The sequence below is a fragment of the Cellulomonas cellasea genome, assembly GCF_006538745.1.
Taxonomy (GTDB): Bacteria; Actinomycetota; Actinomycetes; order Actinomycetales; family Cellulomonadaceae; genus Cellulomonas_A; species Cellulomonas_A cellasea.
This window is the reverse complement of record NZ_BJLR01000039.1, coordinates 23,313-45,218: the sequence shown is the minus strand read 5'-3', so window position 1 is coordinate 45,218 and position 21,906 is coordinate 23,313. Positions and strand designations below refer to the sequence as shown.

Annotated in this window: 16 protein-coding genes; 13 read left to right on the top strand and 3 right to left on the bottom strand. The window is 74.3% G+C overall.

Annotated elements, in window-relative coordinates:
- Window positions 1-334 (bottom strand): hypothetical protein (locus tag CCE01nite_RS19570; protein ID WP_218026495.1); only part of this gene is annotated, 334 nt, incomplete at its 3' end.
- A 79-nt stretch (window positions 335-413) separates the two neighbouring features.
- Between CCE01nite_RS19570 and CCE01nite_RS19565 the strand changes: the two genes are divergently transcribed.
- The 6 genes from CCE01nite_RS19565 to CCE01nite_RS19540 all read left to right on the top strand — a co-directional run bounded on the left by CCE01nite_RS19565 (window position 414) and on the right by CCE01nite_RS19540 (window position 9,873).
- Entirely contained in the window at window positions 414-1,523 is a 1,110-nt protein-coding gene (locus tag CCE01nite_RS19565) for a glycosyltransferase family 4 protein (RefSeq protein ID WP_246056769.1), read from the top strand.
- A gap of 65 nt (window positions 1,524-1,588) precedes the next feature.
- On the top strand, window positions 1,589-2,401 hold the full coding sequence (locus CCE01nite_RS21880) for an ABC transporter permease (RefSeq protein ID WP_052104327.1): 813 nt from the start codon (window positions 1,589-1,591) through the stop codon (window positions 2,399-2,401).
- Entirely contained in the window at window positions 2,398-3,666 is a 1,269-nt protein-coding gene (locus CCE01nite_RS19555; protein WP_052104328.1) for an ABC transporter ATP-binding protein, read from the top strand. Before CCE01nite_RS21880 ends, CCE01nite_RS19555 begins: the two co-directional genes overlap by 4 nt.
- Window positions 3,663-6,683 carry a rhamnosyltransferase WsaF family glycosyltransferase gene (locus CCE01nite_RS19550; RefSeq protein ID WP_034633055.1) on the top strand — a complete coding sequence of 1,007 codons (3,021 nt, stop codon included), beginning with the start codon at window positions 3,663-3,665 and terminating at the stop codon, window positions 6,681-6,683. Before CCE01nite_RS19555 ends, CCE01nite_RS19550 begins: the two co-directional genes overlap by 4 nt.
- Window positions 6,680-8,035 (top strand): glycosyltransferase, encoded by a 1,356-nt coding sequence (locus CCE01nite_RS19545; RefSeq protein ID WP_052104329.1) that lies wholly within the window; start codon window positions 6,680-6,682, stop codon window positions 8,033-8,035. Before CCE01nite_RS19550 ends, CCE01nite_RS19545 begins: the two co-directional genes overlap by 4 nt.
- A gap of 5 nt (window positions 8,036-8,040) precedes the next feature.
- Window positions 8,041-9,873, top strand: a complete 1,833-nt coding sequence (locus CCE01nite_RS19540; protein ID WP_084142857.1) for a class I SAM-dependent methyltransferase — start codon at window positions 8,041-8,043, stop codon at window positions 9,871-9,873.
- A 152-nt stretch (window positions 9,874-10,025) separates the two neighbouring features.
- Here the strand turns inward: CCE01nite_RS19540 and CCE01nite_RS19535 are convergent, their stop codons facing one another.
- Window positions 10,026-12,695: an N-acetylmuramoyl-L-alanine amidase gene (locus CCE01nite_RS19535; protein WP_141372892.1), complete on the bottom strand. Its 2,670-nt coding sequence runs from the start codon at window positions 12,693-12,695 to the stop codon at window positions 10,026-10,028.
- Between the two features lie 276 nt (window positions 12,696-12,971).
- On the opposite strand from CCE01nite_RS19535, the gene CCE01nite_RS19530 reads away from it, so the two are divergent.
- From CCE01nite_RS19530 to CCE01nite_RS19505, 6 genes are all read left to right on the top strand, one after another.
- On the top strand, window positions 12,972-14,447 hold the full coding sequence (locus CCE01nite_RS19530) for a hypothetical protein (RefSeq protein ID WP_141372891.1): 1,476 nt from the start codon (window positions 12,972-12,974) through the stop codon (window positions 14,445-14,447).
- Window positions 14,448-14,460: 13 nt separating this feature from the next.
- Window positions 14,461-15,555, top strand: coding sequence for a glycosyltransferase family 4 protein (locus CCE01nite_RS19525; protein WP_141372890.1), 1,095 nt, complete (start codon window positions 14,461-14,463; stop codon window positions 15,553-15,555).
- Window positions 15,552-16,679 (top strand): glycosyltransferase family 2 protein, encoded by a 1,128-nt coding sequence (locus CCE01nite_RS19520; RefSeq protein WP_141372889.1) that lies wholly within the window; start codon window positions 15,552-15,554, stop codon window positions 16,677-16,679. The genes CCE01nite_RS19525 and CCE01nite_RS19520 overlap by 4 nt, the downstream gene beginning before the upstream one ends.
- Window positions 16,680-16,715: 36 nt before the next feature.
- On the top strand, window positions 16,716-17,711 hold the full coding sequence (gene rfbB, locus CCE01nite_RS19515; protein ID WP_141372888.1) for a dTDP-glucose 4,6-dehydratase: 996 nt from the start codon (window positions 16,716-16,718) through the stop codon (window positions 17,709-17,711).
- A gap of 63 nt (window positions 17,712-17,774) precedes the next feature.
- Window positions 17,775-18,446 carry a glycosyltransferase family 2 protein gene (locus CCE01nite_RS19510; RefSeq protein WP_246056767.1) on the top strand — a complete coding sequence of 224 codons (672 nt, stop codon included), beginning with the start codon at window positions 17,775-17,777 and terminating at the stop codon, window positions 18,444-18,446.
- Between the two features lie 9 nt (window positions 18,447-18,455).
- The gene (locus tag CCE01nite_RS19505) at window positions 18,456-18,854 is read left to right on the top strand and encodes a DUF2304 domain-containing protein (RefSeq protein WP_141372886.1); all 399 of its coding nucleotides are present in this window, start codon (window positions 18,456-18,458) and stop codon (window positions 18,852-18,854) included.
- Window positions 18,855-18,990: 136 nt separating this feature from the next.
- Here CCE01nite_RS19505 and galE read toward each other — a convergent pair whose 3' ends face one another.
- Window positions 18,991-19,989, bottom strand: coding sequence for a UDP-glucose 4-epimerase GalE (gene galE / locus CCE01nite_RS19500; protein WP_141372885.1), 999 nt, complete (start codon window positions 19,987-19,989; stop codon window positions 18,991-18,993).
- A gap of 120 nt (window positions 19,990-20,109) precedes the next feature.
- On the opposite strand from galE, the gene CCE01nite_RS19495 reads away from it, so the two are divergent.
- Entirely contained in the window at window positions 20,110-21,363 is a 1,254-nt protein-coding gene (locus CCE01nite_RS19495; protein ID WP_246056766.1) for an LCP family protein, read from the top strand.
- Window positions 21,364-21,906 lie beyond the last annotated feature (543 nt).

The following is a 21,906-nucleotide window of genomic DNA, read 5'->3' as shown; positions in this document are numbered from 1 at the left end:
CGGCGAGGCCCGCGGCGGCCGCGAGCGCGAGCCAGCCGGCGAGCACCGCCGGGAGGAGCTGCGCGAGCGCGAGCTCGTAGAGAAGGGTCCAGGCGGCGAAGGCGACGACGGCCACCGCGAGCGCACGGTCGACGAGCGCACCCACGAGCACCCCGACGCGCTCGAGCGCACCGTGCCGCGCCGTGCCGTCGCGCTCGCCACCGGCCGTGCTGCCGGCCGCGTCCCCGGCGGTGCCGCCGGCCACCGTGCCGTCCCCGGCCGCCGACGGGTCGGGCGGGCGTCGCAGCGCGTGCACGTGCGCCTCCTGTAGGTCGTGCCGGGTGGGCCACGTCATACTCGCAGTGCGTGGCCCGGGGACCGACACCCGTCCGCACCGGCGGAGCCCGCGCACAGCCGAGAGGGGCCGGTCCGCGGTGAGAGTGGCGATGGTCGTCGAGCAGAGCTGGCAGCCCGTGCCGGGCGGCTCGGGCACCTACGTCGCCCGGCTCACCGAGGCGCTCGCCACGCTCGACCCGGCACCGGACGTCGTCGGCGTGCGCGCCGCCCATCCCGGGGGTAGCGAGCCCGCCCCGCACCTGCGGCCGAGCGTGCGGTCGACGGCGGTGGCCCCGGTGCCGCGCCGCGTGCTCTACGACGCGTGGAACTGGGCGGGCGCCCCGCGGGCCGAGCACCTCGTCCGCGGCGCCGACGTCGTCCACGCGACGACCTGGGCGGTGCCGCCGACGCGCCGGCCCCTGGTGGTGACCGTCCATGACCTGGCCTTCCTGCGCACGCCCGAGCACTTCACGCCGCGGGGCGCCCGCTACTTCCGACGGAGCCTCGCGCGGACTCGGGACGAGGCGACGCGCGTCGTGGTCCCGTCCGTCGCGACCCGGGACGACTGCGTCGAGGCCGGCATCGACGCCGCGCGGGTGGTCGTCGTGCCGCACGGTGTCCGGGTGCCCGCCGTGCGGGCCGCCGAGGTCGAGGACTTCCGCACGCGCCACGACCTGCGCCGCCCGTACGTGCTGTGGTGCGGCACGGTCGAGCCGCGCAAGAACGTGGACCGGCTCGTCGAGGCGTTCCTCGCCGCCGACCTGCCCGAGCCGCTCGACCTCGTGCTCGTCGGCCCGTCGGGCTGGGGCGCGGGGCTCGCCGAGCACGACACGCGGCAGGACCGTGACGTCCGTCACCTCGGCCGGCTCCCCGAGGCCGACCTCCACCGGGCGTACGCCGGCGCGGCCGCCTTCTGCTACCCCTCGCTCTGGGAGGGTTTCGGGATGCCGGTGCTCGAGGCGATGGCGCACGGCGTGCCGGTCGTGACGAGCGCCGGCACGTCGATGGCGGAGTTCACGGGGGACGCGGGCGTCCTCGTCGACCCCCGGGACGTCGGCGACATCGCGGCGGGCCTGACCGCGGTGCTCGGTGACGCGTGGACGCGGCTCGGCGAGGCGGGCCGACGCGCGGCCGCGGGGCTCACCTGGGAGCAGGCGGCCCGGGCGACGGCCGCCGTTTACCACGACGCAGCAGGCCAGGGCGGGTGAGTTAGACTCTCGTGCCGTCCGCTGCCGTGCCCGCGGTCACCCCCCATGGGAGAAACTCACCTCGTATGAAGGACCTGTCCGAGCTCTGGACGTACCGCGCCCTGACGACCAACTTCGCGCGACGGGAGCTCAAAGGTCGGTACCGGGGCAGCGCCGCCGGCTGGCTGTGGTCGCTCGCGAACCCCGCCGCGACGCTCCTGATCTTCACGCTCGTCTTCTCCACGATCTTCCAGCGGGTCCCCCCGGTCGCCGGGAACGGGCGCCTCGAGAGCTACACGATCTACCTGTTCATCGGGCTCGTGTGCTGGAACTTCTTCAACGGCATCGTCACCTCGAGCATGGGCGCGCTGATCGGCGCCGGCCCCCTGCTGAAGAAGATCCGCTTCCCCGCGTTCGCGCCCGTGATCGGGAACGCGATGTCGGCGCTCGTGCAGACCGGCATCGAGTTCGGGATCCTCGTCGTCGTCCTCGCGTTCGCGCAGAACCTCTCGTGGGCCGTCCTGGTCGTCCCCGTCGTCTTCGCGCTGCTCGCGCTGTTCTCGATCGGGCTCGGCCTCATGGTGTCGGTCGCGAACGTCCGCTACCGCGACGTCGGGTACCTCGTCGGCGTCGCGATGCAGTTCCTGTTCTACGCGACGGCGATCATCTACCCGCCCGAGGACATCCCCGTCGAGACGGCGTCGGGCATCCCGGCGCGCTGGATCATGGGCCTGAACCCGCTGGGCCGGTTCGTCGAGGCGGCGCGCGACGCCCTCTGGTACGGCGTGCTGCCGAGCCTGACGCTCATGCTCGCGCTCACGGCGATCGCCGTCCTCACGTTCCTCATCGGCTGGGCCGTGTTCCAGCGGTCCGCCCTCGACATCGCGGAGGACCTGTGAACGACGCGCTGGCCACGGACGGCCGGGACATCGCGGTGACCGTCGATTCGGTCTCGAAGAGGTTCCGCCTCGCGAACGAGCGGCGGACGAGCCTCAAGGAGCTCTTCGTCCGCGGCCGCTCGAGCTACCACGACTTCTGGGCCCTGCGGGACGTCGACCTCCAGGTGGAGCGCGGCACGACGTACGGGCTCATCGGGCACAACGGCTCGGGCAAGTCGACGTTGCTCAAGCTCATGGCGGGCATCCACCGTCCGACCTCGGGCTCCGTCGAGCACGCAGGCCGGGTCTCGGCCCTGCTCGAGCTGGGCGCGGGCTTCCACCCCGAGCTCTCGGGGCGCGACAACATCTACCTCAACGGCTCGATCCTCGGCATGCCGAAGAAGAAGATCGACGAGGCGTTCGACCGCATCCTCGAGTTCGCCGGGCTCGGCGACTTCATCGACTCGCCCGTCAAGGTCTACTCCAGCGGGATGTACGCACGGCTCGGCTTCTCGATCGCCGTGCACCTCGACCCCGAGATCCTCATCGTCGACGAGATCCTGGCCGTCGGTGACGAGGACTTCCAGCGGCGCTGCTTCGACTACCTGGCCGAGTTGCGCTCGCGCGGCGTCACGATCATCTTCGTGAGCCACTCGCTCGCGCTGGTCCAGACGATGTGCGACCGCGTCGCGTGGCTCGACCACGGGCGCCTCGTCGCGGAGGGGCCCGCGATCGAGGTCGTGGACGCCTACGTCCGGGACGTCAACAAGCGCGAGAGCACGCGCCTCGAGCGCACCCACACCGTCACCCCCGACGCCGGCCTCGACACGTCGAACCGCAAGGGCACCGGCGAGATCGAGGTGCTCGGGCTCGACGTGATCGCCGGCGACGACGGCGGCATGGCGGTCACGGGCGAGGAGCTCACGCTCCGGGTCCGCTTCCGCGCGCACTCCCCCGTCGAGAACCCCGTCTTCGCCCTCGCGTTCTACCCCGAGCACGGGCAGAAGGTCGCCGGCCCGAACTCGGTCAGCATGGATCTCGGCGTGCTCGAGGGCGACGGCCACGTCGACTACCACCTGGACCGGCTGCCGCTGCAGCACGGTCACTGGAAGGTCTCGATCGGCGTGACCGACTCGACCTACACCCACATCTACGACCACCTGGACCGAACCGCGTCGCTGACGGTCCAGACCGGGCGCGGACCCGCCCAGGGCGGTGACGTCGTGCTGCCCGGCACCTGGCGACTGTCGACCGTCGCGGACGCGACGCTGGAGGAGACCCGATGAGCTGGATCCCGACCCCCCGCCAGGCGTTCGAGCGGGTCCGCACCGAGGCGTCCGAACGCCTCGCACCGGGGACCCGCAAGCGGGCGACCGCCAAGGCGGCACTCGAGTCCGCGCGGATCGCCCGGTCCGCCGCGGGGCAGGTCCGCAGCGCGTTCACCGCGACCGGGGCCATCACCCCGGCGAGCCCCTCGGTCGGGACGTGGCTCTCGCAGCTCTCCGCGAGCCGGGACTCGCTGCGTGACCAGCGCGCGTACGCGCAGGCGGCGACCGACCCCGTGACGTTCCTCGTCGTGGTCACCCCGTACACCGGCGCGGGCGTCGGCGCCGTCGACGCGAGCATCGACTCGGTCCTCGCGCAGTCGTGGACCCACCGCAGCGTCGTGGTGTGCGGCGACGTCGCGCCGACGACGACGTCCACCGAGGCCGAGCACGTGTGGACCGCGGACACGCACTGGACCGAGCACGCGACCCGCGCGGCCGTGGTGTCCGCCGCGGACTACGTCGTGTTCCTGCCGGCCGGAGACGTCCTGGCGCCCGACGCCCTGTTCCAGGTCGCCGGCGCCGCGTGGGAGAACCCGCTGCTCGACATCGTCACCTGGGACGAGGTCCGGGGTGCGCGCGGCGAGGAGCCGACCGCCCGGATCCGCCCCTCCTGGTCACCCGAGGCGCTGCTCGGCGCCAACTACGTCGGCGCGGCCTTCGCGATGCGTCGCAGCCTCGTCGTCGAGCTGGGCGGCCTCGCCGCTCTCGGCACCGACGCGGCGCTGTGGGACCTGCTGGTCCGCTCGACGGCGACGCAGCCCCAGTCCGACCGGGTCACCCGGCCGCTGGCGCGCGTGCAGAACCACCACGACCGGGTCACCGAGGAGGGTGCGCAGGCCGTGCGCGCGCACCTCGAGAAGATCGGGCGCCCGTCGCTCGTCACCGCGGGGCGCGACAGCCTCCGCGTGACGCCGACGCCGGCGTCGTGGCCGTCGGTGTCGGTGGTGGTCCCGACCCGGCACAACCGGCCGCTGCTCGGGCGTGCGCTCGCGTCGCTGCGCAGCACCGACTACGCGGGCGAGTGGGACGTGCACGTCATCGACAACGGCGGGCAGTCGGCCGACAACGACGCGTGGTACGCCGCTCAGCGGGACGCGCTCGGCCGCGAGCTGACCGTCACGTGGTGGACCGAGGCGCCGTTCAACTACTCGCGCGTCAACAACGTCGCGGCGCGGCAGTCCGGCGGCGAGGTCGTCGTCTTCCTCAACGACGACACCGAGGTCGCCGACGCCCGCTGGCTCCAGGAGCTCGTCGGCTGGGCCGTCCAGCCCGAGATCGGGTGCGTCGGGGGTCAGCTGCTCGACGCGGACGGCAAGATCCAGCACGGGGGCGTGGTGCTCGGGCTCGGCGGGTTCGCCGACCACCTGTTCCAGGGCATGGAGCCCGGCTCGGACAGCCTCCTCGGCGCCACCGACCGGTACCGCAACACGCTGTCGGTCACGGGCGCGTGCCTCGCGATCCGCCGCGACGTGTTCGAGGAGCTCGGCGGGTTCGACGAGCGCTTCGTGCTGTGTGGGTCCGACGTCACGCTCGGCCTCGACGCGGTGCTGTCCGGGCGGCGCAACGTGTGCTCGCCGCACGTGGGCGTGCGTCACCTCGAGTCCGCGACGCGCGGCTCGACGGTGCCCCCGGAGGACTTCTTCGCGAGCTACTGGCGCTACAACCCGTGGGTCCTCGGTGGCGACCCGTACTTCTCGCCGCACCTGTCGCTCACGAGCCGCACTCCGCGGCTGCGCAGCGAGCAGGAGCCCACGGCGCGTCAGATGCTCTCGGAGCCGCTCGGCCGGAACCTGACGATCTTCCGTCAGGCGAACGACGAGAACGAGGCGATGATGCTCGCCGACCTGTGCCGGGCCGACTCGACGGACAAGGCGCGCCTCGACGCCGTGCACGCCTCGACGCAGGGGTTCCGCGAGGTCCGGACCGTCAACTGGTTCATCCCGGACATCGACTCGCCGTACTACGGCGGGATCAACACCGCCTTCCGGCTCGCGGACCACCTGCGCCGCGAGCACGGCGTCGTCAACCGGTTCATCGTGTGGGGCGCGCCGCACGACCTGTACGTCCGCTCCGCGGTCGCGGCGGCGTTCCCGGGGCTCGCGGACTCCGAGATCGTGTTCCACGACGGCAGCGCCGCCCAGCTCGACGCGGTCCCCGAGGCCGACGCCTCGATCGCGACCCTGTGGGTCACGGCGTACTTCGTCGCGAAGTCGAGCAGCGCCCCGCGCCGGTTCTACCTGATCCAGGACTTCGAGCCGATGTTCTACCCGGCGGGCTCGCTCTACGCCCTCACCGAGGAGTCCTACCGGCTCGGGCTGTACGGGATCTGCAACACGGCGAACCTCCACAAGATCTACCGCGAGGACTACCACGGCAAGGGCACGTCCTTCATGCCGGCCGTGGACCGCGGCGTCTTCCACGACGGGGACGAGCCCCGCCCGACCGACCGGCCCGTGACGATCTTCCTGTACGGACGCCCGGGACACTGGCGCAACTGCTGGGAGATCGCCTCGCTGGCGCTGGGCGAGATCAAGCAGAAGTACGGCAAGGGTGTCCGGATCGTCGCGGCCGGCTCGTGGGCGCGCGGGACCTCGCGCGCGGGCGACATCCAGCAGCTCGGCCTGCTCGACTACCGCGCGACGGGCGTCCTGTACCGCACGGTCGACATCGGGCTCGCCCTGACGGTGTCGAAGCACCCGTCGTACCTGCCGCTCGAGCTCATGGCGTCGGGCGTGCCGGTCGTCGCGTTCGACAACCCGTGGGGCCACTGGATCCTCGACGACGAGCGCAACTCGCTCCTCGCCGAGCTCGGCGTCTCGGGCATCGTCGAGCAGCTCTCCCGCCTCGTCGAGGACGCGAACCTTCGCCGCCGCCTGTCGGAGCAGGCGACCGCCGACATCGACGCGCGCCACTCCGACTGGGACGGAGCGTTCTCCGGGCTGTACGCGTACCTGTGCGACCCGGAGGCTTCGTGACGTCAGTCGCGTTCCTGACCCCCGAGCCGGTCACCGACCGGGTCGCGGGCCCGGCGATCCGGTGCCTCGAGCTGGCCCGGGTGCTGCGCGCGGCGGGGCACGACGCGGGTGTCGTCAGCACCGGGCAGGTCGCGCCCCGTGAGGGCGACGTCCCGGTGCGCCACGTGGCCCCCGGGGACGTCGCGGCGACGGCGGACCAGGCCGACGTCGTCGTCGTCGGCGGCGACCTGCTCGACCGCCACCCGGCGCTCGCGTCGGGCCGGGCACGCCTGGTGGTCGACCTGTACGACCCGTTCCACCTCGAGGCGCTCGAGCAGACCGCGGACCTGCCGCCCCGGCACCGGCAGCTCGCGGTCGACGCGGCCGTGCGTGCCATGCGGACGAACGCGCTGCTCGGCGACACGTTCCTGTGCGCGTCGGACGACCAGCGCAAGCTGTGGGTCGGCCACCTCGCCGCGCACGGCCGGATCAACCCCGACACGTACGACGCGGACCCCGCGCTGAGCCGGCTGCTCGCCGTCGTCCCGTTCGGCCTGCCCGCGCCCCCGGCCGCCACTGCGGGCGGCGGCCTGCGCGCCGCCGTCCCCGAGATCGACGACGACTCCGACGTCCTGTACTGGGGTGGCGGGCTCTACAACTGGTTCGACCCCGAGGTCCTCGTGCGCGCGGTCGCGCGGCTCGTCCGCACCCGTCCGACCGTGCGCCTGGCGTTCGCGGGCGGTGCGCACCCGAACCCCGACGTGCGCAGCGGCGAGGCTGCCCGGCGCGCCCGCGCGGCGGCGGACGAGCTCGGCGTGCTCGGCACGCACGTGTTCTTCCTGCCCGGCTGGATCGACTACGACCGCCGGGCCGACTACCTCGCGGACGCCACGCTCGGCGTCAGCACGCACCTCGCGCACGTCGAGACGGAGTTCTCCTACCGCACGCGGCTGCTGGACTACGTCTGGGCGGGCGTCCCGACGCTCGCGACCGGCGGAGACCCCCTCAGCACGCTCCTCGAGGCGCACGGCGCCGGCTGGACCGTGCCCCCCGGCGACGTCGACGCGCTGCACGACCGGCTCGCCCAGGTGCTCGGCGACCGCGCCGCGCTCGACGCCGCGCGGGCCGCTGCCTCGGCGCTCGCCCCCTCGCTGCGCTGGACCCGCGTGGCGGGCCCGCTGCTGGAGTACTGTTCGGCTCCGGCGTCGGCGCCCGATCTGCTGGGTGGTCGACGGCGGGCCCAGGTCGCGCGCGTCCGACGCATGAACGCGGGCGACCGACGGCGTGAGCTCCGTCATGCAGTGGGGCGGCGGGCTCTGGCGATGATCCGTCCTGGCGCTCCCCGCGCCGCGACCCCCACCCGTGAGAGGTAGAACCGATGTCGTCTCCCACCCCCGTGCGCGCGCTCGGCACCGTCGACGAGTTCGGCTGCCGTGTGCTCTCCGAGGCCGGCCTCGCCTACGCCGACGGCGCGGAGCAGACGCTCGCGGGCATCGTGTCCCGTGCGAGCGACCTCTCGTCCTCCTCGCAGGAGCTGGCGGACGCCGCGACGGACTGGGCCACGCGCTACTCGCTGACCACCGTGCGCGCGAACCTGCTGCGCGGGCTCGACCTCCCCGCAGACGCCCGGGTGCTCGAGATCGGCTGCGGCTGCGGCCCGATCACGCGGTACCTCGGCGAGCAGGTCGCCCTCGTCGACGCGGTCGAGCCGATGGCCGCCCGCGCGCGTGTCGCGCGCCTGCGGACGCGTGACCAGCCCAACGTCGCCGTCATGGTCGGCACGCTCGACGACGTCCCCGCCGAGCCGACGTACGACGTCGTCGTCGTCGTCGGGGTGCTCGAGTACGTCGCGCACGGGACCGACTCCCCCGAGCCCTACGTCGACTTCCTGCGTCGCATCGCGTCGGTGCTGCGTCCGGACGGCACGCTCGTGCTCGCGATCGAGAACCAGGTCGGCGTCAAGTACCTCGTCGGGGCGCCCGAGGACCACACGGACCGGGCGTTCGACTCGATCGAGGGGTACCCGCTGCCGTCGCCGGCGCGGACGTTCACCCGCCAGCGCCTCACGGGGCTCCTCGAGACGGCGGGCTTCACGTCACGCGTCCTCGGCGCCTTCCCGGACTACAAGCTGCCGCGGGTCCTGCTCGACGACCAGCTCTTCGACGAGGACCGGTCGCTCGCCTCGCGCATCCCGCCCTTCCCGAGCCCGGACTACATGACGCAGCGCATGTCGCTCGCCGACGAGCGGCTCGCCTGGCGCACGCTCGTCGACACCGGCGTGGGCACGCACTTCGCCAACTCGTTCGTCGTCGTCGCCGACCGCGGTGCCCCGTCGTCGATCTGGCCGTCCGACCGACTCGGCGTCGCGTTCACCGCGGAGCGTCAGCCGCGCTTCGCCGTCCGCACGCAGATCGTCCGGCACGCGGACGGCATCGACTTCGTGCGGACCGCCGTGAACGAGTCCCTCCCGGCCGAGGCGGGCGCCGAGCACGTCCGGCACGTCCTGGAGCCGAGCGCCCCGCACGTCACCGGTCACACGCTCCTCGACCTCGTCGAGCGCGACCCGGGCCAGGCGGGCGTCCTGCTCAAGCGCTGGGCGGACCGCGTGGTCGAGGACGAGTGGACGCCGGTCGACCTCGTCCCGCACAACATCATCGTCGACTCCTCGGACACGCTGGTCGTCATCGACCAGGAGTGGCTCGTGCAGGGCTACGGCCGGGAGAACCACCTGATCCGTGGGGCGTTCTGGAGCGCGGTCGACGTCGCCCGCAGCACCGAGCCGAGCGACTGGGGCTCGCCCCGGACGGTCCGCGACGTCGTGACGATCCTCGCCGGCCACGTGGGCGTGACGGTCGACGAGGCCGCGCTCGAGCGCTTCGTGACCGCCGAGTCGGCCTTCCAGGCAGCGGTCAACACCTCGGACGCGAGCCCGGCGGCGCGTGCGGCGCGCTCCGTGGGCCAGCTCCGTGAGCTCCTCGACACCAACGTCTCCGACTTCCGGGAGCACCGCCGCGCGGGCGACGAGCTCGCGACGCTGCGCGGCGAGGTCCGCCGGCTCGCGGACGTCGAGGCGGAGCTCTCCCGGCTGCACGCCCGGCTCGGCGTGCAGGAGGCCGAGCTCACCGAGCTGCGCCGGCGCAACGACACGAGCGCCGTGCGCAAGGCGCGTCGGATCGCCGGCCGGGTCAAGCGACGCCTGACGCAGCCGTGACGCGCCGCTGAGGCGCGGCGCCCCGGCGCGCCGGGGCGCGACTCACGCGAGCGCGACGCGCCGGTGCGGCACGGCGCGGGTGCACGGAGCACAGACGGCGCAGGGCCCGGAGGACGTCCTCCGGGCCCTGAGCCGTCTCCGGCGTCGTCGCGTCAGACCGTGACGGTCCGGCAGCCGACGAGCGGGTTGGTCGTGCCGACCCCCGTGTTGATGGCGTACACGCACACGTTGTGCGTGCCGCCCGTGAGCCGGAGCCGCACGTCGTAGCCGTGCCCGGCACCGAGCGTCGGGTAGGCGGAGCCGACGTCCGCCCGTGCGGCGCCTGCGGTGTAGGCGCCCTGCATCCAGCCGTCCACGTAGACGTGCACGGCGGCTGCCGCGCGGGTGTCGGGGTCGATCACCCAGCCGCGCAGCCGCGTCTCACCGGCCGCGCCGCCCGTCACACGCTCGACGATGTCGAGGCTGCCGAACGGGTTGCCGAGCGGCACCCCGACGGTCCGGCAGCCGAGCGACGGGTTCGGCGAGACGGACCCGCGGTTGATCGCGTACGCGCAGAACGCGTGCTGGCCGGGCGGCAGCGCCACGTCGGCCGTCAGCCCGTGGGCGGCGCTCGTCAGCCCGAACGCCCGCGCCACGTCGGGACGGTTCCCGCCCGCCACGAAGCTGCCCGCCCACGCGCCCCCGCGGTACACGTGCACGTCGAGGGCGTCGGAGGTGTCCGGGTCGAACGTCCAGCCGATGAGGCGCGCTGCACCGTCCGACCCGACGACGGCCTCCAAGTTGCCGACCGGTGCGCGCGAGGGCACCACGACCCGGCGGCAGCCGAGCAGCGGGTTCGTCTCGTTGGCGCGCAGGCTGATGCCGTACGCGCAGACGTCGTGCGGGCCCTCGCCGAGCGTGAGGTTCGCGGCGAAGCCGTGGTTGGGGCCCTCGGCCGGGTAGACCGCGGCCACGTCGGCGCGCGGCACGTTCGCGGTGAGCTGCCCGCCCCACGCACCGTCGACGTAGAGGTGGACCTTGTTCGGCGCCTGCTCGCCCGGCTGCAGCGCCCACCCCTGGATGGTGGCCCCGCCGCTCCGCGGCGTCACGAGGTCGACGTTCCCGAGCACCATGCCCGTCATGACGGTCGCGTAGCCGCACCCGAGGGTCACCGCGGGTCTCCCGGGCGCGGTGACGTCCACGCAGACCTGGTAGGTGTTCCGCGGGAGCTCGAGGCTCGCCTCGAAGCCGGCGCGGTTCCCGTACTGCGGGAAGGCCGCGGCGACGTCGGTGCGCACGACCCCGGTCGTCGTCGTCGCGGACCTGCTCCACGACCGGACGGTGACCTGGACGGGCTCGCCCGGGCGCTCCGTCGACGCGCTCCACCCGTAGGCGGTCACGGTGTTCCCGCGCACCCGGACACCGTCGAGGCTGCCCGCGAGCCACGGCGCGTGCGCCGCCTGCGCGAGCAGCTGCGCGGTGCGGGCGCGCACCGCGGGGAGCGCGGCGTACAGCGCCTCGCCCGGGCAGTCGGTGAACGACGAGTGCCGGTGCCCCGAGATCGCGGGGAGGTACACCTCGGTCCCCGCACCCCAGCGCACGTTCCCGGTGCCGCCGCTGACCATGCGCACCGTCGCGTACGGGTCGACCTGGTGGAGGCCGAACTTCCACGCGACGACCTGCGAGATGACCTCGGGCACCACGTCGGGCACGGACGTGCTGAACGTCCCGAGCGCCGCGACCCCCACGGTCCCGGTGTTGAAGCCGTCCCCGGCGTGCGCGCCGACCTCCGGCAGGTCGATCCCGCCCGAGCGCCCCTCGAACACCTGGCCGTAGCGGTCGACCACGAAGTTGTAGCCGATGTCCGGCCAGCCCCGTCCCTGCACGTGGTAGACGTAGATGGAGCGGATCTGCGCCGCGGAGTCACCGGGCCCGTAGCTGTTCGTCGTCGCCGTGTGGTGGATGAACGCCATGTTCAGCGCACGTGCGGGCGACGGGTTGTTCGTGTTGATGCTCTCGTCGGCGCCCCACTGCGCGCGCGTGATGATCGACGGCCGCGACACGACGGTCGACGCGGCACCCATCGAGGTGCCGGCGCCCGGCGCCGGGTCCGCCGCGGTCTCCTCGCCGGGGTCGACGAGGTCGATGCGCACGTCGGACGGCCAGGTCCCGTCGGGGCTGGCGAGCTGCACCTGGATGCCGTCGGCGCCCGCGAGGTCGATGAGCGGTGCGGTCCCGCCGCGTCCCGAGTCCGCGCCGGCACCCTCCTCCGCCTCGAGGTGCTGCCACTCGGTCCAGCCGTCGCCGCTGCGCACCCGCGCGCTCACCTCGAGCGTGTCGTCGGGCTCGGCCCAGGTCACCGCCGCGAGGTGGAAGACGTCGGTGGTGAGCTCGGAGGTCGTCACCGCGGCGGTGCCCGTGAGGCCGACCCCGGCCGGGAGCGTCGTGGCGTCCACCGGCACGCTGGAGAGCCCGGCGCCGGTCGCGGGACCGGCGTCGCTCGCACGCTCGTCCGCGGGTGCGGGCGACGGTGCGTCCGTGCTGGTCGGCGCGTCGCCGGCCGTCGGGGTGCCGGCGCTCGTCGGGGCGTCGGTGCCCCCGGTCGCGCCGGTGCCGCCCGCGGGGCCCTCGGGTGCGACGACGGCCCCCTCGTCCGGGACGACCTCGCCCGCGCCCACGGCGACCGTGGGTGACGGCGAGGCCACGGGCGACGTGCCTGGGTCGGGCCCGACCGGGACCGTCGCCACCCCCGGTGCGGCCCCTGCCGTCACGAGCGCGACCGCGAGCGCGGCGATGCCGGCTACCCTCGCGCTCTCGCGCCCCCGTGCTGATGGCACCTGCATGCCCGTCCCCCTCGCGGTCGTGGTGCTCCCGAGGCTACGGCCGCGCAGCCCGCACGGGGACCCTCGCGGAGCGCGTGTCGCGGGACCCCGGGGGCCTTTGCCCGGGTGTGCGGCGATCTGTCCGCGCACCGGTCGGCGCCGGAGGTGCGAACGGGCGCAACCCCCTCACCGGGGACGAGGTCCCCCGCGACGCCGTGGCGAGCGCCGGGCTCGCGCCGGATAGGGTTCCCCGGGGCCGGGCACCCGCACGCCCGCCGGACCCGGGAGGTGGCCGCCGTGAGCGAGAGCCGAGCGGTCGAGCCCGCGACGCCCCTGCGCCGCCCGGCCCGCGCGGGCCTCCTGGTGCTCGCCGCGGTGCTCGCCGTCCAGGTGGCGCTCGGCGTCGTGTGGTGGGTCGCCGAGCTTCCCGGCGTGCCGGAGTACGGCGACACGATCGAGTACGTGTCGCAGTCGACGACGTGGGCCGTCGACGGCTACCGGACGATCGCCTACCCGGCGCTCGTCCGCGCCGCCACCGAGGTGGGAGCCGTGCTCCGCGTCCCGTGGAACGCGCTGCTCTACGTCGCCCAGCTCGCCGTGGCCGCAGCGGCGGCGGCGTACCTGGTGCGCACGCTGCGCCCGGGGCTGGACCGCCGGTGGGTCGCCGCGCTCGTCGCGGTGCTCGTGACCCTGCCGCTCCCCCTGCACTACAGCGCGAGCGTGCTGACCGACTCCCTGGCGGCGTCGGCGCTCGTGCTGCTCGTCGCGGCGCTCGCACGGGTCGCGGGGCGTGCCGACCTCTCGTGGCGGCCCGTCGCTGTCGCCGTGCTCGGGACCTCGGTGTCCGTGATGCTGCGGCCCGAGCGCCTGTACGTGGTGCTCGCGCTGCTCGGCGTCACCGTCGTGCTCGTGGCGCTGCGCGTGCGCCGCGGCTCGCCGCTGCTCCCGGGTCGCACCGCGCTGCGCGCCGTCGCCGTCCTGCTCGCAGCCGTCCTCGTCCCCGCGCTCGGACTGACGGTGCTGAGCCGCGCGATGCAGACGGCCGACCTGGGCCGGGAGCCGGCGACGTTGACCGGGGCGGTGTTCGACCGGGTGGCCTACCCCCACCTCGACGAGGCTCGCGGGCTGCTGCCGCCGCACGTCGCCGCCGCCGTGCCGGTGCCCGCCGAGTCCGCGGACCGCACGACCGTCCTGCTGGCGCTGCGCGCGGTGGACGGGGACGCCGCGGTCCGGGCGACCGTCCGTGCGGCGCTCGAGTGCTGCCTGCCGGCGGTCGCGTGGGACGTGGTCCACGACGTCGCGCACGGCCTCGGGTCGCCGTTCGCGGTGGCGTACGACTGGGCCACCGGGAACAACGGCTCGTCCCAGTGGGACTTCACCCGCATGACAGGGCGCAACCCGGGTCTCGCGTCCGCGGTGCTCACGTGGGGCGTCGTGGTGGCGTGCGCGGTGGCCGCCGCGTGGCTCGTGCTGGGCGTGCGGTTCCTGCGGGGCCGGCGTGCGGCTCCACCTCGACCTGAGGACGCCGCGGACCGCACGACGACCGCCGTCACGATCGCGCTCCTGCTGGCCGCCGCGCTCGTCGGGGCGGTCTTCTTCGGGCTCGTGACGAGCCTCGACCCGAACCCGCGGTACAGCCTCGCGACGCAGGTCGCGCTCGTCGCCATCCCCTTGGTCCTGCTCGTGCCGGGATCCGCGCGGGGCCCGCACGACGTGTCGATGCCCGGCGGACCGGGCCGACGGCACACCCGTGGGGCAGCCGGCGCGCCGTGAGACGATCCTGCGCGTGCTGATCACGCTGGACGCGACCCCCCTGCTCGGTACGCGGACCGGCATCGGCCGCTACGTGGACCGGCTGGTGAGCCACCTCCCGGACGCCGTCGCCCGCAGCGGCGCCGACGCGACGATCCGGGTGACCACGTGGACCGCGCGCGGTGGACGCATCCCGGCGCTTCCCGCGGGCGTGCGGCAGGTCGGCCCGCGCGTACCGGCCCGCCTCCTGCGCGAGTGCTGGCGCCGGTGGGACGCGCCGCCGGTCGAGGTGCTCACGGGGCGCACCGACGTGTTCCACGGCACGAACTTCGTCTCCCCGCCGACCCGCCGGGCGCGCGAGGTCCTGACCGTGCACGACCTGACCTACGCGCTGCACGCCGGGACCGTGACGGCCGCGAGCCTGCAGTACCGGGAGCTCGTGCCGCGGGCGCTCGCTCGGGGCGCGCACGTGCTCACCCCCACCGCCGCGGTCGCGGCCGCGGTGCGCGAGCACTACGGGCTCACCGAGGACCGGGTGACACCGACGCTGCTCGGCGTCGACGCGCCCTGGTTCGACGCGGTGCCGGCGAGCGGGCGGTGGCTCGACGAGCGCGGGCTCCCCGAGGAGTTCCTGCTGTTCGTCGGCTCCCTGGACCCGCGCAAGAACCTGCCGCGCCTCCTCGAGGCGTACGCCCGTGCGCGCCGGGACCACCCCGGCACGCCGGACCTCGTGCTCGCCGGGCCCGCCGGGCGCGAGGAGCGGCTCGCCGCGACGCCCGGGGTGCACCTCACCGGCTGGCTCGCGGACGCGGACCTGCGCGCGCTCGTCGCCGCGGCGCGCGCGCTCGTCCTCCCGTCGCTCGACGAGGGCTTCGGGCTGCCCGTGCTGGAGGCGTTCGCGACGGGCCGGCCGGCGGTGGTCTCGGCGGTCCCCGCGCTGCTCGAGGTCGGCGGCCCGCACGCCTTCGCCGCGCCCCCCGAGGACGTCGACGCGCTCGCCGGCGCCCTCGTGCAGGCGCTCCGCGCGCCCGACGACGCCGAGGCGGTCGCGGCGCGACGGGCCTGGGCGGGGCGCTTCACCTGGCAGGCGTGCGCCGACCGGACGCTCGACGCGTACCTGGCACGATGAGCGGCGCCCGCACGCCGCTTGCCGAGCCCGACCGGGTGCCCGGACCGGCCCCCGACGTCACGGTCGTCGTCGTCGCGTACGACGCCGCGGACCGCGTGGGCGCCTGCCTCGACGCGCTGCGCGGCCAGGAGCTCGGCGGGCTCACGATGCGCGTCGTCGTGGTCGACAACGCGTCCCACGACGGCACCGCGGACGTCGTCGCGCGGGGCTACCCCGAGGTGCACCTCGTCCGCTCGCCCGTGAACACCGGCTTCGCCGGCGGCAACAACCTCGGCCTGCGCACGGCAGGCGGCCCCTGGGTCGTCCTGCTCAACGACGACGCGATCCCGGAGCCGGGGTTCGTGGCACGACTGGTCGGCGCGATCTCGGACGCCGCACACGACGTCGCGGCGGTGAATGCCACCGTGCTGCTCGCCGCGCGGTTCCGACCGGCGCGTCCGGGCGACTCCGAAGGGCTGCTCGTGCACGGGCCGCACGGCGACTACGTCGCGGACCCCGCCGGCGAAGTGCGGCTCGTGAACACGACGGGGAACGTCGTGCGCACCGACGGTTACGGCGTCGACCGCGGGTGGCTCGAGGAGCACGGACGGCACGCGCCGGACCGTGAGGTCTTCGGCTTCTGCGGCGCCGCGGTCGTCCTGCGCCGCTCCGCGCTCGACGTCGTCGGGCTCTTCGACGACGACTTCTTCATGTACTACGAGGACACGGACCTGTCGTGGCGGCTGCGCCTCGCGGGCTTCCGGGTCGAGCACTGCCCGGACGCCGTGGTGCACCACGAGCACGGCGCGTCGTCGCGCGAGTCGAGCGAGCTGTTCCGGTTCCACGACGCCCGCAACCGGCTGCTCGTGCTCGTCAAGGACGCGACCCCCGGCCTCGCCGCCCGGTGCCTCGCGCGGTTCGTGCTGACGACGGCGTCGATCGCGGTCCGCCGGTCGCAGCCCGCCGCGCACGTGCGGACCCGGCTGCGGGTGCTCGCCTCGTGCGTGCGCCTCGCGCCCCGGCTCCTGGCCCGACGACGCGCGATCGGGCGGTCCGCGGCCGTGTCCCGCGCCGACGTCGAGCGCCTCCTCGTGAGGCCCTCCGCGGAGGGACCGGGGACCTACCGGCGGGTGCCGAGCGACTAGTATGCGGGAGTTCACGTCCCTGCCTGGAGGTCCCTCGTGCGCCTGCTCGTCACCGGTGGAGCCGGATTCATCGGCTCGAACTTCGTCCACCAGACGGTGCGCGAGCGCCCCGACGTCGAGGTGACGGTCCTCGACGCCCTCACGTACGCGGGCGACGAGGCCTCGCTCGCACCGTCGGCCGGCTCCGTGACGCTCGTGCGTGGCGACATCGCCGACGCCGACCTGGTCGACGGCCTGGTCGCCGCAGCCGACGTGGTCGTGCACTTCGCCGCCGAGTCGCACAACGACAACTCGCTGTCGGACCCGTGGCCGTTCGTGCAGACGAACGTCGTCGGCACCTACACCATCCTCGAGGCCGTCCGCCGGCACGGCGTGCGCCTGCACCACATCTCGACCGACGAGGTCTACGGCGACCTCGAGCTCGACGACCCCGCGAAGTTCACGCCCGAGACCCCGTACAACCCGTCGAGCCCGTACTCCTCGACGAAGGCCGCGAGCGACCTGCTCGTGCGCGCGTGGGTCCGCTCGTTCGGCGTCGAGGCCACGATCTCGAACTGCTCGAACAACTACGGCCCGTACCAGCACGTCGAGAAGTTCATCCCGCGGCAGATCACCAACGTGCTCGACGCTGGCCGCCCCAAGCTCTACGGCACCGGCGAGAACGTCCGCGACTGGATCCACGTCGAGGACCACAACTCCGCCGTGTGGACGATCATCGAGCGCGGCCGCATCGGCGAGACGTACCTGATCGGCGCCGACGGCGAGCAGAACAACAAGGACGTCGTCGAGCTCATCCTGGAGCTGACGGGCCAGCCGCGCGACGCCTACGACCTCGTGAGCGACCGTCCCGGCCACGACCTGCGCTACGCGATCGACTCGACGAAGCTCCGCGAGGAGCTCGGCTGGACCCCGCGGTACGAGGGCTTCCGCGACGGCCTCGCGGCGACGATCGACTGGTACCGGGCCAACGAGGCCTGGTGGCGACCCCAGAAGGACGCGACCGAGGCGAAGTACGCCCAGCTCGGCCGCTGACGACCCATGCTCAGCGACGACGCAGTGCCGGGGCCCGACACCGCACGACAGGACGGCGCACCCGTGACCTACGACGACACCTGGCTCGTCGTCCCGCTCTACAACGAGGCCGAGGTCATCCACGACGTAGTGACCCACGCGCGGGAGACGTTCCCGAACATCGTGTGCGTCGACGACGGCAGCGTCGACGACTCCGGCGCGCGCGCCACGGCCGCGGGTGCGGTCGTCGTGAGCCACCCGATCAACCTCGGGCAGGGCGCGGCGATCCAGACGGGCATCGAGTTCGCGCTGCGCCGCCCGAGCTGCCGCTACGTCGTCACGTTCGACTCGGACGGTCAGCACCGCACGGAGGACGCCGCTGCGATGGTGGACCGCCTGCGCAAGGACGAGGCGGACGTGGTCTTCGGCTCGCGGTTCCTCGACGGGCGGACCAAGCCGGGACTGATGAAGAAGCTCGTGCTCAAGACGGCGATCGCCTTCTCGAACGCCACGTCGGGCGTACACCTCACCGACACGCACAACGGCCTGCGCGCGTTCAACCGGACCGGCGCCGCGGCGCTGTCCATCAAGCAGAACCGGATGGCTCACGCGTCGGAGATCGTCGACCAGGTGGGCAAGGCCGGCCTGCGGTACACCGAGCAGCCGGTGCACATCCTGTACACGGACTACTCGCGGAAGAAGGGGCAGTCGCTGCTCAACTCCGTGAACATCCTGACCGAGCTCCTCTACAAGTAGGTCGCCGCCATGTGGATCAAGGTCATCCTGCTCGTCTCGATCAGCGTCATCGCGCTGATCGGCCTGCGTGCACCGCGCGGCGCCCGTCACCTCGCTCTGCGGCGGATCACGCTGCTCGCGTTCGTGCTGTTCGCGGCAGCGTCGGTGCTCTTCCCGGAGGTGTGGAACGCCCTTGCCAACGCCGTCGGCGTCGGGCGCGGCACCGACCTGCTGCTCTACGGCCTGATCCTGGCGTTCCTGGGGTACATGGCGACGTCGTACCTGCGCTTCCGCGGGCTCGAGGCCCAGATCACGCTCCTCGCGCGCCGCATCGCGCTCGACGAGGTGGGCGTCGGGCCCGTCCCGGAGCAGGGTGCCGTCGGTCAGGAGCCGACCGTCGAGGTGGAACGCCACCCGGCCACGCCCTGAGCCCCGGCGACGCCGCGAGGCGCGCGTGCCGGGTGGCACGCGACGCCGCGAGGCGCGCGCGTGCCAGGTGGGAGGCGACGCCGCGAGGCGCCGGTGCCGTAGGAGGAGGGACGTCGCGTCGACGTGGCGTCGTACGTCAGACGACGCCGGGCGCCGGGGTGCGCGCGGGCTGGGCCTGCCACGCCGACCACGCGCTCGCGAGGATGCTCTCGAGGTCCTCCTGGGCCGTCCACCCCAGCACCTCGCGGATGCGGTCGACGGACGCGACGACCGACGGGGGGTCACCCGCACGGCGCGGGGCGTAGTCGACCCCGGTGTCGATGCCGGTGAGGCGGACCAGCTCCTGCACGACCCGCGCGACCGACGCGCCCTCCCCGGTCCCGACGTTGAACACGTCGCACGTGCCGGCCGGGGCGGCGGCGGTGCGCTCGAGGGCGGCGACGTGGGCGCGGGCGAGGTCGAGCACGTGCACGAAGTCACGCACGCACGTCCCGTCCGGCGTCGCGTAGTCCGTCCCGAAGACACGGGGGGCCTCGCCCCGCGCGAGCCGGTCGAGCACCATCGTGACGAGGTTGAGGACCGCCGGGTCACCGAGGTCGTCCCAGCCGCTCCCCGCGACGTTGAAGTACCGCAGGGCCACGCCGCGCAGGACGCCTGCGTGCGCGGCGTCGCGCAGCAGCCACTCCCCCGCGAGCTTCGTCTCGCCGTACGGGTTCACCGGGACGGTCGGCGCGTCCTCGGCGACGGACGCCTCCTCGGTCGCGCCGTAGACGGCGGCGGACGACGAGAACACGAGCTGGTCGGCCCCGGCGGTCTCCATCGCCTCGACGACGTTGGCGAGCCCGGTCACGTTCTGCCGGAAGTACCACGCGGGGCGCGCGACCGACTCGTCGACCCGCTTGCGAGCGGCGAAGTGCACCACCTGGCGCACGCCGTTCGACGACATGGCGGCGGCCAGCACCCGGACGGAGGCCGAGTCCGCGACGTCCGCGACGACGACCTCGGCCCCGCCGAGGCGTTCCCGCCGGCCGGTGGACAGGTCGTCGACCACGAGGACGTCGCGGCCGGCCTGCTGGAGGAGACGGACCACGTGGGCGCCGATGTAGCCGGCACCACCGGTCACGAGCACAGTCATGGCGCGAGCCTAACGGCGTGCGCCGGACGGGGGACGCGCGCGGGTCGTCTGCACGAATCCTCCACCGCACCCGACGCGCTGGTCCCCCTCCTACGGCCTCACCTCTCTTATGCTCCTGACGTGACAGTCCGCCACGCCGCCCCGTCGCGCCCCCGCGCTGTGCGGCACGCCCGCACCCGGAGGGGCCACTCGGCCCTGCGCGGCGCCGCCCTGGTCACGACTGCGGTCCTGGCCTTCGGGTTCTCCGGGATGGCGGCCGCCTACTCCCAGCTCCAGAGCAATATCCAGGCCGAGGACGTCACCGAGCTGCTCGGTGACCGCCCGACCCCCACGCCGGACCCGGACGACCCGAACGCGGGCCAGGCCGTCAACATCCTGCTCATGGGCTCCGACGTGCGTGACGGCGCGAACGCCGAGATCGGCGGCAAGGTCGAGGGCATGCGCTCCGACACCACGATCGTGCTGCACATCTCCGCGGACAGGTCGCGCGTCGAGCTCGTCTCGATCCCCCGCGACTCGCTGGTGCAGATCCCGGCGTGCGCGCGCTCGGACGGCTCGTCGTCGCGAGGCCAGTTCGGGCAGTTCAACGCAGCGTTCTCGATCGGCTCGGAGCGGACGGGCCTCGCGTCGGACGCCGCGGCGTGCACGATCCAGACCGTCGAGTCGAACACCGGCGTGTTCATCCACCACTACGTCGTGATCGACTTCGCCGGCTTCATCTCGATGGTCGACGCGCTCGGCGGGATCCCGATGTGCATCCCGAACGACATGCGCTCCACGAAGGCGGGGCTCGACCTGACCGCGGGCGACCAGGTGCTCGACGGGTCGACGGCCCTGGCGTACGCACGTGCCCGGACCGGCGAGGGGCTCGGCAACGGCTCGGACACGGACCGCCTGGTGCGTCAGCAGAAGCTCCTCGGCGCCACGGTGCGCACGGTCCTGTCGAAGAGCCTCCTCACGGACGTCCCCCAGCTCGTGCAGTTCCTCAACGCAGCCACGAGCTCCGTGACGGCCAACCCGGAGCTCGCGTCGATCCCCGCCATGACGGGTCTCGCGTTCAGCCTGCAGAACGTGCCGACGAACAGCATCACGTTCATGACCATCCCGTTCGCCACGGCCGAGAGCGACCCGAACCGCGTCGAGTGGACGTCGGAGGCCGACCAGATCTGGGCGAACATGGCGGCCGACCTGCCGCTCGTGCCGGCCCCGGTGGCGGACCCCGCGACGCCCGCCGACCCCGGGACCACCGCGCCGGACCCCGGCACCGCGGCCCCGGACCCGGGCACCGCGACGACCCCGCCGGCCCCGGCGACCGATCCGACCGAGGGCGACGCCCTCACGGCTGCCGTGGCCGACACGTGCGGCCCGGCGTGAGCAGGTGCCATGACGCCCGATGAGAACCCCGGCGCCCGCGGGTCGCGCGCCCGCACGGGCGGCTCCGCCCGTCCGCTGACCCCCGGAGCACCCAGCCGGGTGCCCCAGCGCAACGGCCCGGGCGCTGCGACGCCCCCGAGCTTCGCGCCCGGCACCGGGTCCGGACGCCCCCCGAGCGCCGCGGACGCGGTCGCGGTCGGCGGCGGGACGCGCACGCCCGGCCGGCCGTCGAGGCCCGCGCCCCCGCGCACGGCGCGGCCCGCGACACCGACCCCGAGCGACGGCACCCGGCAGGCCGGCGGACGACCAGGGGCACGTGACGACGCCCGGCCCACGCCCGTGCGCACGCCGGCCCCGCGCGACGACCGCGGGCCCGCGTCCGGGCGGCCGCCCGCCGTCCGCCCGGCCACACCGACCGCCGGACGCCGCCCGGCGGACGACCAGCCGGTCATGGTCGCCGGTCGCGCGACGCCCGCCGACGCGGCGCCTGCCCGGCCCGCACGCACCCCGGGTGGACGCCCACCGGCCTCCCGGCCGCCCGCC

Excerpts from the sequence above, each read along its gene's own strand:
- CCE01nite_RS19540 (WP_084142857.1), top strand. The coding sequence starts at position 8,041 with ATGTCGTCTCCCACCCCCGTGCGCGCGCTCGGCACCGTCGACGAGTTC.
- galE (WP_141372885.1), bottom strand. The coding sequence starts at position 19,989 with ATGACTGTGCTCGTGACCGGTGGTGCCGGCTACATCGGCGCCCACGTG.
- CCE01nite_RS21880 (WP_052104327.1), top strand. The coding sequence starts at position 1,589 with ATGAAGGACCTGTCCGAGCTCTGGACGTACCGCGCCCTGACGACCAAC.
- CCE01nite_RS19505 (WP_141372886.1), top strand. The coding sequence starts at position 18,456 with ATGTGGATCAAGGTCATCCTGCTCGTCTCGATCAGCGTCATCGCGCTG.
- CCE01nite_RS19550 (WP_034633055.1), top strand. The coding sequence starts at position 3,663 with ATGAGCTGGATCCCGACCCCCCGCCAGGCGTTCGAGCGGGTCCGCACC.
- CCE01nite_RS19520 (WP_141372889.1), top strand. The coding sequence starts at position 15,552 with ATGAGCGGCGCCCGCACGCCGCTTGCCGAGCCCGACCGGGTGCCCGGA.
- CCE01nite_RS19535 (WP_141372892.1), bottom strand. The coding sequence starts at position 12,695 with ATGCAGGTGCCATCAGCACGGGGGCGCGAGAGCGCGAGGGTAGCCGGC.